The organism is Bradyrhizobium sp. PSBB068, from assembly GCA_016839165.1.
Lineage (GTDB): Bacteria > Pseudomonadota > Alphaproteobacteria > Rhizobiales > Xanthobacteraceae > Bradyrhizobium.
Map to the genome: position 1 here is coordinate 2,360,064 of CP069300.1, position 13,267 is coordinate 2,373,330.

Genomic DNA, 13,267 nt, shown 5'->3' on the forward strand with positions numbered 1-13,267 from the left:
ACCCCGCCGAGGCCGATCGACGCTGCGAGACATGATCCGATGACGGCGATGCTTGAGATGCGTGACGTCAGCAAGAGCTTTGCCGGCGTGCAGGCGTTGCGCGACGTCAGCTTTACGGTGGAAGCCGGCCAGATCCACGCTCTGGTCGGCGAGAACGGCGCCGGCAAGTCGACCCTGATGAAGGTGCTGAGCGGGGTCTATCCCGCCGGCAGCTATGAGGGATCGATCCTGTTCGACGGCAAGGAGCGCCGGTTCCGCGACATCAACGATTCCGAGGAACTGGGGATCATCATCATCCACCAGGAGCTGGCGCTGATCCCGCTGATGTCGATCGCCGAGAATGTCTTTCTGTCGCGCGCGCCGTCGCGGTACGGGGTGATTGACCGCGATGCGGTGTACCGGCGGACCGCAGAGCTGCTGGCGCAAGTTGGCCTGCGGGAATCGCCGGACACCCTGGTCACCGATCTCGGCGTCGGCAAGCAGCAACTGGTCGAGATCGCGAAGGCGCTGTCGAAGAAGGTGCGCCTCCTGATCCTCGACGAGCCGACCGCGAGCCTCAACGAGGCCGACAGCGCCGCGCTGCTCGACCGGTTGCTGGCGTTCCGCGCGCAGGGCATCGCCTCGATCCTGATCTCGCACAAGCTGAACGAAGTCGCACGCGTTGCCGACCGCATCACGGTGCTGCGCGACGGCCGTACCGTGGACAGCATCGATTGCCGGACCGAAGCGGTCGACGAGGACCGGATCATCCGCAGCATGGTCAACCGCGATCTCGCGCATCGTTTTCCGGAGCGGCAGGTTGCGATCGGCGATCCCGTGATGACGGTCGAGAACTGGTCGGTGTATCATCCGCTGCACACCGCCCGGCAGGTGATCAAGAACGTCGACTTCACGGTGCGCCGTGGCGAGGTGGTCGGCATCGCCGGCCTGATGGGCGCCGGCCGCACCGAGTTCGCGATGAGCCTGTTCGGCAAGGCCTGGGGCTACAACATCACCGGCAGGATCAGCCTTGACGGTCGCGAGGCGAGCCTTGCAAGCGTGCCCGCCGCGATCGATGCCGGCCTTGCCTATGTCACCGAGGACCGCAAGCAGCTCGGGTTGATCCTCGCCGACGACGTCCGCAAGAACGTGACGCTGGCGAGCCTACGCCAGGTCGCCGATCGCGGCGTGATCGACGATGTCGTCGAGCTGAAGGCCGCGAGCGATTACCGCAACCGGATGCGGATCCGCTGTTCCGACGTCTATCAGGAGGCCGGGCAGCTCTCGGGCGGCAACCAGCAGAAGGTGGTGCTATCGAAATGGCTGATGACCGATTCGCAGGTGCTGCTGCTCGACGAGCCGACCCGCGGCATCGACGTCGGGGCGAAGTACGAGATCTACTGTATCATCAACGAGCTCGCCGAGGCCGGCAAGGGCGTCGTGGTGATCTCGTCGGAGATGCCGGAACTGCTCGGCATCTGCGACCGGATCTGCGTGATGAATGACGGCGCCTTCGTCGGCGAGTTTGCCAAGGACGACGCGACGCAGGAGAAGATCATGCGCGCCATCATGCGCAATGTCAGGATGTCCGGGAGCGGCGTGCATGACGATGCCGTGCGGGTGGCGGGAGGAGCGCGATGACCGACAAGACGGTGTCACTTCCCGAGACCCCCAAGCACTCCGGCTTCATCAAGAACAATCTGCGCAATTACGGCATGCTGCTGTCGCTGCTCGCGATCATGCTGTTCTTCCAGATCGTGACCGACGGCACGCTGTTGCAGCCGGTCAATCTTACCAATCTCGTGCTGCAGAACAGCTACATCGTGATCATGGCGCTCGGCATGCTGCTGGTGATCGTGACCGGGCATATCGACCTGTCGGTCGGCTCGGTCGCGGGATTCGTCGGCGCGGTCGCGGCGGTGCTGATGGTGACCTACCATGTCGACTACCCGATCGCATTCATCGCCTGTCTCTTGATCGGTGCCGCGATCGGCGCCGCGCAGGGCTATTGGGTCGCCTATTTCAAGATTCCGTCCTTCATCGTGACCCTGGCGGGCATGCTGGTGTTCAAGGGCCTTGCGCTCGCGGTGCTGCAGGGGCGGTCAGTCGGACCGTTTCCGCCGACCTTCCAGAAGCTGTCGTCGGGCTTCATTCCCGAGCTGTTTCCGAGCGCCGGCACGCTCTATCCGACCTCGCTGCTGATCGGTGTTGTGCTGGCATTCGCGCTGGTGCTGGCGAGCGCAAGGGGGCGGGCGCGCGAGCAGTCGCACGGCATCGAGGTCGAGCCCTACGCGTTCTTCGTCGCCAAGAGCATCGCGCTGGCGGGAGCGGTGCTCTATTTCACCTATCTGATCGCCTCGCATCGCGGCCTGCCGAACGTGCTGGTCATCATGACAGTGCTGATCGCGGCCTACGGCTTCGTCACGCGGCGGACGGTGATCGGCCGGCAGATCTATGCGGTGGGCGGCAATGCCAAGGCCGCGAAGCTCTCGGGCGTCAAGACCGAGCGGCTGACCTTCTTCACCTTCGTCAATATGGGCGTGCTGGCGGCGCTCGCCGGGCTGGTGTTCGCGGCGCGGCTCAATACTGCGACGCCGAAGGCCGGCCTCGGCTTCGAGCTCGACGTGATCGCCGCCTGCTTCATCGGCGGCGCCTCGGCCTATGGCGGTGTCGGCCGGGTCGGCGGCGCCGTGGTCGGCGCCATGATCATGGGCGTGATGAACAACGGCATGTCGATCCTCGGCATCGGCATCGACTACCAGCAGGTGATCAAGGGGCTCGTCCTGCTCGGCGCCGTCTGCATCGATGTCTACAACCAGCGCCGGTGATTGCCGCACGGTCATGATTTCGCGATATGATGCCTGCGCAACGCAGGAGAATGCCGCGTGAAACTGTCCCATGCCGATGCGCTGACCATCGGAAACATCCTTGCTGAAGTCGGCCGTGCCGAGATCATGCCGCGGTTTCGTCGCGTCCGTGACATCGAGGTTCGCACCAAGACGTCGGCGTTCGACGTCGTCACTGAAGCCGACGAACTCGCCGAGCAGGCGATCTCGGCAGCGCTGCTGCGGGCGTTTCCGAATGCGGTCGTGATCGGGGAGGAGGGCACGGCGCGCGATCCGTCCGCGCTCGATCAGGTCGGAACCGCGGAGCTCGCTTTCATCATAGATCCGATCGACGGTACGCGGAATTTCACCTCGAGCCTGCCGCTGTTCGGCACCATGGTGGCTGCGACGATGCGCGGCGAGATCGTGTTCGGCGCGATCCATGATCCTGTCTGCAACGACACCGCGTACGCGCTGCGCGGTGAGGGCGCATGGCTCGAGATGCCTGATGGCAGCCGGCATGGCCTGAAGGTGGCGCCCGCGGTGCCGATCAAGCAGATGGAAGCGGTGATCGGCGTCAACTTCCTGCCTGAGGCGCTGCGTCCGATCGTCGCCGGCAACCTGTCCAAGCTTGGCGTCAGCGCCTGGCTCAGATGCGCCGCGCATGAATACCGCATGGCGGCGTCCGGGCATTGCCATCTGCTGTTCTACAACAAGCTGATGCCGTGGGATCACGCGGCGGGCTGGCTGTTGCATCGCGAGGCCGGCGGCTACAGCGCGCATTTCGACGGCTCACCCTACAAGCCGGTCAATCTGACCGGCGGCCTGCTTTGCGCGCCCGACGAAGAAAGCTGGCATGCGGCACAGCAGGCGGTCCTGACGATGACGGCGGAATGAATGCACAACTCTTCACGCGCGTCGTCCTGGCGAAAGCCAGGACCCATACTCCGCGGCGATTGTGGTGAACGGGACTCTTCGTTCCGGTATCGTGAAGCAATAGCGATCGGTGGTTATGGGTCCCCGCTTTCGCAGGGACGACATTGAATGTGTTGCGGGGCCGGTGGGTCACAGTGCCGGCATTCCTGCACCGCGCGTTCGCGTGGCCGACCGGATGACGCCAAAAGAAATTATTCGCTGCCGACCTCGCCGGTGATGACGTTGCCGAACAGCGTCCAGCTTTCGCCTTCGAACCGCATCAGCTGCGACTGCTCGATCGGACGGAAGTCGGTCGCGCTGGTGTTGATCCTGATCCCGGGCAGGATCATCTTCGGCGCAAAGTCCTTCAGGCTGGCGGCCTGCTTCATCACGTTCTCGCGCGTCAGATCGTCGCCGCATTGCTTGAGCACTTGCGCAAGCGTTTGCGCGGCGGCGTAGCCGTAGACGTGATTGCCGTTGGTCTTGTCGCCGTCGGGCATGTACTTGTCCATGAAGGACCGCCACTCCTTGGTCTCGGCGTCATTGGCCCAGATCGTGTCGGTCGGATCCTTCAGATAAGAGACTGAGATAATGCCTTGCGAATGCTCGATGCCGGCGGCGCGCATCACCGAGGCGACCGAGGTTGCGGTCGAGGTCAGGAAGAAGGTCGGCTTCCAGCCGAGCTCGGCGACCTTCTTGATGGTCTGCGCCGCACCCTTCGGCGCCGCCCAGGTGAACAGGATGTCGGCGCCGGAGGCGCGCAATGCCACGATCTGCGAATCAAGCGTCGGATCGGTGAGCTCATAGGATTTGTCGGCGACGATCATGCTGCCGGCCTTGTCGCCAAGGCCGTCACGCAGCCCCTTGAGCGCATCCTTGCCGGCATCGTCGTTCTGCCAGAGCACCGCGATCTTGCCGTTCGGGAATTTGTCCAGGATGTATTTGGCGTAGATCCGCCCCTCGCTTTGGTAGTTCGGCTGCCAGCCCATGGTCCAGGCAAAGTTCTTCGGATCGCCGAACCGCGTCGCGCCCGATGCGATGAAGAGATGAGGGACCTTCTTGCCGTTCAGGTATTTCTGGATCGCGACATTCGGCGCGGTGCCGAGCGGTTGGAACACCAGCAGCACCTCGTCGCCCTCGATCAGCTTGCGCGCCTGCTCGACCGATTTCGGCGGCGAGAAGCCGTCGTCATAGCTGATGAAGTCGACCTTGCGTCCGTTGATGCCGCCCTGGTCGTTGATCATCTTGAAATAGGCCGCCTCGGTGCGGCCGATCGCGCCGTAGGCGGACGCAGGTCCGCTATAGGGCATGATGTTGCCGATCTTGATCTCGGTGTCCGAGACCCCCGGGCCGTAATTCTTCTGCGCGAGCGCCGGCGACAGCGCGCCGATCGTTGCCGCGACCGCCACGCACGCGCGAAGACAAATTCTCTCCAGCATCCCTCATTCACTCCCTGATTGTTCGCTGATCGCCTTGTTGCGTCCGTGGGCCGGATGGCCGGCGCGTTGACGCCCGGCGACAATTATCGTATGCGCTTCCCGTCTGGAAACGTTCTCAGACATAGCGCGTGTTCCCACCGATGGCAATATTCCTGCGGCCGGAGAGATGTGACAAATGAGCAGACTGGAGCAGATGAGCCCGGACCATGGCGCGAGGCCGCCGTTGGTCGCCGAATGCGATGCGGTCGTGGTCGGGGCCGGTTTCGGCGGGCTGTATGCGATCTACCGGTTGCGCGAGCTCGGGCTGAAGGTGATCGGCATCGAGGCGGCGTCCGACGTCGGCGGCACCTGGTACTGGAATCGCTATCCCGGTGCGCGCTGCGACATTCCGAGCCTGTTCTATTCCTACACCTGGTCGGAAGAGCTGTGGCAGGAATGGCGCTGGAGCGAGAAATACGCCACCCAGCCCGAGATCCTGCGCTACGCGCAGCGCGTCGCCGACCGTTTCGAGCTGCGCTCCCTGATCCGCTTCGATACGCGTGTGACCAGCGCGGATTGGGACGAGGCCGGCGAGAGCTGGACCGTCCGCACCGATCGCGGCGATTGCATCGTCGCGTCGACCTGCGTGATGGCGACCGGCAATCTCTCGGTGCCCAACAAGCCGAGGCTGCCCGGGCTCGAGCGCTTCGGCGGGCCGGTCTATCACACCGGGCAGTGGCCGCATGAGGAGGTCGACTTTTCCGGCTTGCGTGTCGCCGTGATCGGCACCGGCTCATCCGGCGTGCAGACGATCCCGATGGTCGCCAAGGCGGCCAGCCGCCTGACCGTATTCCAACGCACGCCGAACTACTCGGTGCCGGCGCGGAACGCGCCGCTTTCCGACGCCGATATCGCCGCCGCCGAACCCTTGATCGCGAAATATCGCGAAAGCCTCGAGACGCCGGAGTTCGGGCGCGTGCCTGCAAATGCATTCGAGGCGCCGGTGCCGGAGCGCGACGTGCAATGGGCGCGCTACGAACAGCTTTGGGAGCAGGGCGGCGGCGGCATTCTGACCGCGTTCCCGAACATCCTGACAGATGAGGCCGTCAACGATGTCGCCTGCGACTTCGTGCGCGACAAGATCCGCGGCATCGTCAACGATGCGACGACGGCGGCAGCGCTGTCGCCGAAGGACTATCCGCTCGGCGTCAAGCGGATCTGCATCGATACCGGGTACTTCGCGACCTACAATCTGCCGCATGTCGAGCTGGTCGATCTGCGCGCGGAGCCGCTGACGACGGTCACCGAGACCGGCGTCGAGACCGCGACGCGATCCTTTGCGCTCGATGCGCTGGTGCTGGCGACCGGCTATGACGCGATGACCGGGGCACTCGCCGCGATGCAGATCCGCGGCCGCGACGGCGCGAGCTTGAAGGAGGCCTGGGCCGATGGTCCCAGCGCCTATCTCGGCCTGATGGTGTCGGGCTTTCCGAACCTCTTCATCGTGACCGGCCCGGGTAGCCCATCAGTTATTGGTAATGTGATCCACGCCTGCGAGAACCATGTCGAGTGGATCGCGGCATGCCTCGGCGGCATGCGGGCCAACGGACAGACGCGGATCGAGCCGGAACGCGAGGCCGAGCGGGCCTGGATGGCGCATGTCGCGGATGCCGCCAGCCGCACGCTCTATCCGAAGGCCAATTCCTGGTACCAGGGCGCCAACATAGCCGGCAAGCCGCGGGTGTTCATGCCGTATGTCGGCCAGGGCTATCGCCATCGCATCGCGCAGGTCGCGCAGCGCGGCTACGAGGGATTTGTGTTGCGCTGAGGCCGGCGCTTTGCTCTCCGTCATTGCGAGGAGCGAAGCGACGAAGCAATCCATCGCTCCGCGTGGGCGGAGGGATGGATTGGTTCGGGGAGCCTGTCATCGGACGCGCGTTCGCGCGACCGTTGGCTCGCAATGACAGGTAGAACTGGAACCGTTTCCAGATCGGGAAGAGTTGGAGGACTGAAGATGGACATCAAGCGCGCAGGAACGGTCGCGAGCCGACGCGGCAACGCCGAGTGGTTCAGCGGCACTGTGTGGGCTGACTCGATCGTCAACGCACCGGCGCCGGCGCGGGTGCAGGCGGCGCGCGTCACGTTCGAACCCGGCGCGCGCACGGCGTGGCACACCCATCCGCTCGGCCAGACGCTCTACGTCACGGCCGGCGTCGGATATGTACAGAGCTGGGACGGCCCGACCCGGGTGATCCGTCCGGGCGACGTGGTGTGGATTCCGCCGGGCGAGAAGCATTGGCACGGCGCGGCGCCGACCACCGGCATGAGCCACATCGCGATCCACGAAGCGCTCGACGGCGACTACGCGACCTGGATGGAGCACGTCTCCGACGCACAATACGCGGCGGCGCCGCAGGCGGACTGATCGCGCGACACTATTTTCGGCCCCGCGCTGGCGCTGCCGGCGCGGCGCAGGAATGGCGCAGGATGAGACGCGTCGGCAGGAATACCGGCTCGCTGCTGCCCGGCTCGTCGGCGTTGCGGATCCGCTCCAGCAACAGCCGCGCGGCGGTGCGGCCGACCTCGTTCATGTCCCAGCTCAATGCGGTGATCGCCGGCGTCGCATGGCGGGCGAGGTCGGTGTCGCCGCTGCACACCAGCGAGACGTCCTGCGGATAGCGCAGGCCGTTGCTGGTGATCGCCTCCAGCACCTCGGCCAGCATGCTGGTGCCGAGCGAGATGATTGCGGTCGGCGGTTTTGTCATTTGCAGCAACTGGCAGACCGAGCTGAAGGCGGTGTTGGCGCCCTGCATGTGCGGTCGGATCAGGGCCGGGTCGACCTCGATCTTGGCTTCCTGATGCGCTTGCCGGTAGCCCGCGAGCCGCTCGGTGCTCGGCAGCACCGCGGCGCTGCCGGTGAGCAATGCGATCCGGCGATGGCCGAGGCCGATCAGATAGCGCGTCGCCTCCAGCGCGCCGCCGCGGTGATCGACGCGAACCGGGATGCTATCAGGCACCTCGCGGTCGACGGTCACGCAGGGCAGATCGAGCGTCGCCAATCCCTTCATGAAATCCTTGTGGGAATTGTCGCCGGCGAACAGCAGCAGGCCATCCATCTGGCGCCGCCGCACCGCCGACAGGAATGCGGCCTCGCGCGCTTCCTCGTGCTTGGTCGCGGCCAGCATCAGCAGGAATCCGGCGCGCTGGAATTCCTCCTCCGCCGCACTGACCATGCCGGTATAGTGCGGGTTGGAGAAGTCGGCCACCATGCAGCCGATCGTGTTGGAGGCCCGCGAGCGCAGCACCTGCGCCGCTTGGTCGGGCTCGAAGCCGAGCCGCTTCACCGCGCGCATGATGCGGGCATGCAGTTCCGCGCTGGTGTAGATGCCGCCATTGAGCGTGCGGCTGACACTTGAGACGGACACGCCGGCCTCGGCCGCGACGTCACGAATCGTCGGTCGTGTCCGTCGCGCCTTGCTCATCGATGGTTGGGCCCTGTCGGTTCGGCATTGCGGCCGTCAGGCCTGTGGCGGACGGCATCGCCGAACCTAATCAGGCTCCGTGGCGAATCTCAATTGATTCTTGCCGCGATCGTTGTCGTGTCACGCCGACGCCGGCCGATCGAAATAGGCGAAGGCGGCACTGGTCAGGCTGCCGAGCAGGGTCCAGAACACCAGGCTGGTCAGCGTGACGGCGACCACGAACTGATGCGACAGGGACGACGGAACGTTGGTCTCGATATGCTCGAGCTCGGGCGCGCCGATCAGATGCGGCAGCATGATCAGGACCACGCCGGCGATTGCGGCCGGCATCGAGCGGCGGAACACGATCAGTCCAAGGCCGGCAGCGGTCGCCAGCACCGCGATCGTCCACCAGATCTGACGCGAGAGCAGCGGAGCGGCGGGGACTCCGGGCAATTCAGGCGGCAGCCCAAGGCCGGGAGCGATGGTGAAGACGGCAAAGCCCGCGAGGCCCCACATCAAGCCCTCATGCCACGAGATCGGCTCGCCGGTCGCGCCGCTGCGGACCGCGAGGAAGCCACCGAGCAGAAGCGCAAAGCCGACCGCGGTCAGGATGTTCGCGCCCGCCGTGTAGAGATTGCGCTCCAGCCCGTCCTTCGGCTCCCACCCCTCCGCGCCATGATCATGATCAGCATGATCATGCACGAGGATGGCTTGCGGTGTCGCCGAGGCTTCGTGCTTGTGCTCGGCCGCCTTCTCATAGACCTCGGCCCTGAGGATCAGGGGAACGGTGCCGAACTGCTGAGCCGCGGTAACGATCAGGCCGACGATGAATCCCGCGATGACCGACGAGAAGACGATCGAGCGAAACGTACTCATACCGACGGGGTCAGTGGCAGGGGAATGCGTTGGAGTGGCGCACGTCGTGCGCGGCATTGTGGATCACGTCGATGTGCGAGAAGCCGACCACGCCGACGATGAACAGGCCGAGCGTCATCGCCATCAGGGACTGGGCAAGCCGGCCGACCTGTCGGGTGGCAACCGGCAGATGCTGGGCTTGCGCGGTCTGGGACTGGCTCATCATCGTTCTCCACGTTCGATTTGGTCGGCTTCTAGCAGCTTTCGGGCGATGTCGCGACTGGTAAGATGCAGATTTGTTCCAGGAGGTATGCGCTTGCCCAGGATCTTGGCGCTGGCAGCTGACCTGAATGCGTCTCTGTGGCGCTCGAAATAGCCGAGGCAGACCTCCGGCACCGGCTCTGCGCCAAGCAGAGTCCGAAATGCACCTCGATGCACTGCGCAGATCGCGCCGTGCTCCGGGACAGGAAAGACCAGGGAGGCAATGTCCGCGCGCCAGTGGGCGCCGCTGCCGGTCGGAGATTCGTCAGCGCCGGATGGTGCATTCACCGGGACCTCGCCGCGATTCCCACTTGGCTTGTTCGAGCTCCGGGCGGTCGCATTCTGCCTGCGGGTAGCCGATGCAGAGGTAGCCGATGAACTTCCAGCCGTCCGGTATCTCCAGAATCTCACGTACGCGGCCCGGATTGAGGATCGATACCCAGCCGAGGCCAATCCCTTCCGCGCGCGCGGCGAGCCACATCGAACAGATCGCGGCCACTACGGAATATTCCGACGTCTCCGGCATGGTCGCGCGGCCGAGACCGGAGCCGATGTGGTCGGTCTTCTCGGCGAACACGGCGAGATGGCCGGGCGCCTCTTCGAGGCCCGATAGTTTCAATGCGGCATATTTTGCTGCACGCTCGCCGGAATAGGACCGCAACGCGTCAGCGTTGCAGGCCTTGAAGTCTTCGATGACCGCGCGGCGCCGTGTCGCATCGTCGACAATGACGAACCGCCAGGGCTGGCTCAACCCGACCGAAGGCGACAGGCAGGCGATCTCGATCAGCCGCTCGATCGACCCATCCGGCAGCGGATCGGTCCGGAAACGCCGCACGTCGCGCCGCCACACGAACAACTCGTGCAGTTGCCGGCGAAACGCGTCGTCGAATGAGACCATCGCGGGGCCTTTGGCAGGATCGCTCTCGGAGTTCATTTGAGTTTCATCGGCAGGCCGGCAACGACGAACTCGACCTCGTCTGCCGCAGCGGCAATGGTCTGGTTCATCAGACCTGCGGCGTCGCGGAAGGTCCGCGCCAGCGCGTTGTCGGGCACGATGCCGAGGCCGACCTCGTTGGTGACCAGGATGACCGGGCTGCGTTGGCGCGACAACGCCTCGGCAAGGCGCGTCACTTCTTGCGACCAGTCGCGCTCCGCATGCAGCAGGTTGGACAGCCAGAGCGTCAGGCAATCGACCAGCCTGACGCCGCCGCCGTCGGTCTCGGTCAATGTCGCGACGAGATCGAGCGGCACCTCGCGCTCGATCCAGTCGTTGCCGCGCCGCGCGCGATGCCTGGCGATCCGCTCGTCCATTTCCGCGTCGAGAGCCTCGGCGGTGGCAATATACACCAGCTGGCCCGGAAAGGAGCGCGCGCGAAGTTCGGCGCGCCGGCTCTTGCCGGACCGGGCTCCGCCCGTGATCAGAATGACCGCCATCTCATCTCCCGTGCGGCCGGTATCCACGCCGCTCGAAACGCTCTAACCACCAATCGCGATGAAAGACAAAGCCGAAATCCGCCCGCGGAGGGCTTGCGCTCGCTCAATGTCTTGCGCATCAGGGGGATCGCGGCGAGGAGAGGGTTAAGTGGGATTTGCGGGAGCGATGGCGGTGGCGATGGCTGTGGACGCCCTGATCGGCTGGCCGGCGTGGCTGTTTGCCCGCATCGGCCATCCCGTGACCTGGCTCGGCCGGTTGATCCATCTCCTCGATACCAGTTGGAACAGGGCCTCCGATCCGCCGGCGTTCCGCCGTGCTGCCGGTGTTGCGGCGGCCGTGCTGGTGATCGCGCTGGCGACGGCGCTGGGGTGGGCCGTTCAGTCCGCGCTTGGATCCGGATGGGAGCATGTCGTTGTCGTGGGCGTGCTGGCATGGCCGCTGGTGGCGCTGCGCTCACTGCATGACCATGTCGCCGCGGTGGCAAATCCGCTTGCATCAGGCGACATTGCGGCTGCGCGGTCGGCGGTCGCGCAGATCGTCGGGCGCGATCCGGCCACGCTCGATGACGCCGGCATCGCGCGCGCAACCATCGAGAGCCTTGCCGAGAACGCGTCCGACGGCATCGTGGCGCCGCTGTTCTGGGGGGCGCTGTTCGGACTGCCGGGAATCCTCGGCTACAAGGCGATCAACACGCTGGACTCCATGATCGGCCATCGCTCCGAGCGGCACGAAGCCTTCGGTTGGGCCGCGGCGCGGATCGACGATCTCGCCAATCTCATTCCGGCGCGGCTGACCGGTCTCTTGTTCGTGTTGCTTGCGCCAAACCGCGCGCAGGCATGGTCATGCATGCTGCGTGACGCGCACCGGCATCGCTCGCCCAATGCCGGCTGGCCGGAAGCGGCGATGGCCGGCGCGCTCGGTGTGCGGCTCAGCGGACCGCGCATCTATCACGGCAGCATCGCGAACGAGCCCTGGCTGAACGAGGGCGCGCGCGATCCGGCTGCCGCCGATGTCATCACCGGGCTGCGACTCTATCGTTACGCCATGATACTGCTGGCCGGAGCTTTCGTGGCCCTGGCGCTGGCGTGAAGGAGCGGCGGATGCGTGAGCACGGCGGAAATCTCGATGTCGCCCAGCGACGCTTCGGCGGGCCTGTGGAAGACTGGATCGATCTGTCGACCGGGATCAATCGGGTGCCTTATCCTGACGTCGGCGTGGAGCCACGGCAATGGAACGCGTTGCCGTCGCGATCCGACATCGAATCCCTGCACCACGCGGCGCGGCAGGCCTACGGCACCGGTGCGCCGATCGTGGCGATCGGCGGTGCGCAGGCCGCCATTCAGTTGCTGCCGAATCTCGTGTCGCGCGGGCGGGCGCGCATCCTTGCGCCCACGTATAATGAGTATGCCGGTGTGTTGTCGGCTGCGGGCTGGGACGTTGACGAAGTGTCCGAGCTCGCTGCGCTCGCAGGCGCAGACATTGCCGTCGTCGTCAATCCGAACAACCCCGACGGACAACGTCATGATCGGGGGGAACTGCTTGCGTTGCTGCCGCGCGTTGGCCGGCTCGTCATTGACGAGAGTTTTGCGGATGCCGTACCCGGCATCTCGCTTGCAGCGGAAGCAGGGCGCGCGGGGCTCCTGATCCTGCGCTCATTCGGCAAGTTCTACGGGCTTGCCGGCTTGCGGCTCGGCTTCGCTGTCGGCAGCGAGCCCGATATCGCCGCGCTTGCCGCGATGGCAGGCCCATGGCCAGTTTCGGGGGCCGCGATCGCGATCGGACGGCGGGCCTTGCTCGATCGCGACTGGGCGAGGGCGACGATCGCGCGCCTAGCGGACGACTGCGCCAGGCTCGACGCGGCGGCGCAATCGCGGGGTTGGACGCTGGTCGGCGGCACGCCGCTGTTCCGGCTCTACGAGACCGGCGATGCGCTTGCCGCACAGGAGGTGCTTGCCCGCGGACGGATCTGGTCGCGCGTCTTCCAGCAGAAGCCGGGATGGCTGCGCCTGGGCCTGCCGGGCTATGAGGCCGAATGGTCCCGTGTCTCGGCCGCTTTGTCGCGATGATTTTCACGACACGTTCTCTTCACGCGAACCGGTGTCCACTACGCTCGAA

The 13,267-nt window shown here is 65.5% G+C and carries 14 protein-coding genes; 7 read left to right on the forward strand and 7 right to left on the reverse strand.

Going from position 1 to position 13,267, the window contains the following annotated elements; all coding sequences use genetic code 11:
- The first annotated feature begins 39 nt into the window (after window positions 1-39).
- From JQ507_10920 to JQ507_10930, 3 genes are all read left to right on the forward strand, one after another.
- Window positions 40-1,620, forward strand: coding sequence for a sugar ABC transporter ATP-binding protein (locus tag JQ507_10920; GenBank protein ID QRI71940.1), 1,581 nt, complete (start codon window positions 40-42; stop codon window positions 1,618-1,620).
- Entirely contained in the window at window positions 1,617-2,807 is a 1,191-nt protein-coding gene (locus JQ507_10925; GenBank protein QRI71941.1) for a sugar ABC transporter permease, read from the forward strand. The genes JQ507_10920 and JQ507_10925 overlap by 4 nt, the downstream gene beginning before the upstream one ends.
- A gap of 126 nt (window positions 2,808-2,933) precedes the next feature.
- Entirely contained in the window at window positions 2,934-3,701 is a 768-nt protein-coding gene (locus tag JQ507_10930; GenBank protein ID QRI73290.1) for an inositol monophosphatase, read from the forward strand.
- Window positions 3,702-3,931: 230 nt separating this feature from the next.
- Here JQ507_10930 and JQ507_10935 read toward each other — a convergent pair whose 3' ends face one another.
- Complete coding sequence (locus JQ507_10935; GenBank protein QRI71942.1) at window positions 3,932-5,158, reverse strand: ABC transporter substrate-binding protein; 1,227 nt, start codon at window positions 5,156-5,158, stop codon at window positions 3,932-3,934.
- A 193-nt stretch (window positions 5,159-5,351) separates the two neighbouring features.
- Here JQ507_10935 and JQ507_10940 point away from each other — a divergent pair, with 193 nt between their 5' ends.
- Window positions 5,352-6,965, forward strand: coding sequence for an NAD(P)/FAD-dependent oxidoreductase (locus tag JQ507_10940; protein ID QRI73291.1), 1,614 nt, complete (start codon window positions 5,352-5,354; stop codon window positions 6,963-6,965).
- 186 nt (window positions 6,966-7,151) lie between these two features.
- Entirely contained in the window at window positions 7,152-7,562 is a 411-nt protein-coding gene (locus tag JQ507_10945; GenBank protein ID QRI71943.1) for a cupin domain-containing protein, read from the forward strand.
- Between the two features lie 10 nt (window positions 7,563-7,572).
- Here the strand turns inward: JQ507_10945 and JQ507_10950 are convergent, their stop codons facing one another.
- From JQ507_10950 to cobU, 6 genes are all read right to left on the reverse strand, one after another.
- Window positions 7,573-8,562, reverse strand: coding sequence for a LacI family DNA-binding transcriptional regulator (locus tag JQ507_10950; GenBank protein QRI71944.1), 990 nt, complete (start codon window positions 8,560-8,562; stop codon window positions 7,573-7,575).
- Window positions 8,563-8,739: 177 nt separating this feature from the next.
- The gene (locus JQ507_10955; protein QRI71945.1) at window positions 8,740-9,477 is read right to left on the reverse strand and encodes a CbtA family protein; all 738 of its coding nucleotides are present in this window, start codon (window positions 9,475-9,477) and stop codon (window positions 8,740-8,742) included.
- Between the two features lie 10 nt (window positions 9,478-9,487).
- Window positions 9,488-9,679, reverse strand: coding sequence for a CbtB-domain containing protein (locus tag JQ507_10960; protein ID QRI71946.1), 192 nt, complete (start codon window positions 9,677-9,679; stop codon window positions 9,488-9,490).
- Window positions 9,679-10,005 carry a DUF1488 family protein gene (locus tag JQ507_10965; protein ID QRI71947.1) on the reverse strand — a complete coding sequence of 109 codons (327 nt, stop codon included), beginning with the start codon at window positions 10,003-10,005 and terminating at the stop codon, window positions 9,679-9,681. Before JQ507_10965 ends, JQ507_10960 begins: the two co-directional genes overlap by 1 nt.
- Window positions 9,983-10,615, reverse strand: coding sequence for a 5,6-dimethylbenzimidazole synthase (bluB, locus tag JQ507_10970; GenBank protein ID QRI73292.1), 633 nt, complete (start codon window positions 10,613-10,615; stop codon window positions 9,983-9,985). The genes JQ507_10965 and bluB overlap by 23 nt, the downstream gene beginning before the upstream one ends.
- A gap of 32 nt (window positions 10,616-10,647) precedes the next feature.
- Window positions 10,648-11,151: a bifunctional adenosylcobinamide kinase/adenosylcobinamide-phosphate guanylyltransferase gene (cobU, locus tag JQ507_10975; protein ID QRI71948.1), complete on the reverse strand. Its 504-nt coding sequence runs from the start codon at window positions 11,149-11,151 to the stop codon at window positions 10,648-10,650.
- 166 nt (window positions 11,152-11,317) lie between these two features.
- Between cobU and cobD the strand changes: the two genes are divergently transcribed.
- Window positions 11,318-12,241, forward strand: a complete 924-nt coding sequence (cobD, locus tag JQ507_10980) for a cobalamin biosynthesis protein CobD (protein QRI73293.1) — start codon at window positions 11,318-11,320, stop codon at window positions 12,239-12,241.
- A gap of 11 nt (window positions 12,242-12,252) precedes the next feature.
- The gene (locus JQ507_10985) at window positions 12,253-13,218 is read left to right on the forward strand and encodes a threonine-phosphate decarboxylase (protein ID QRI71949.1); all 966 of its coding nucleotides are present in this window, start codon (window positions 12,253-12,255) and stop codon (window positions 13,216-13,218) included.
- Window positions 13,219-13,267: the final 49 nt, after the last annotated feature.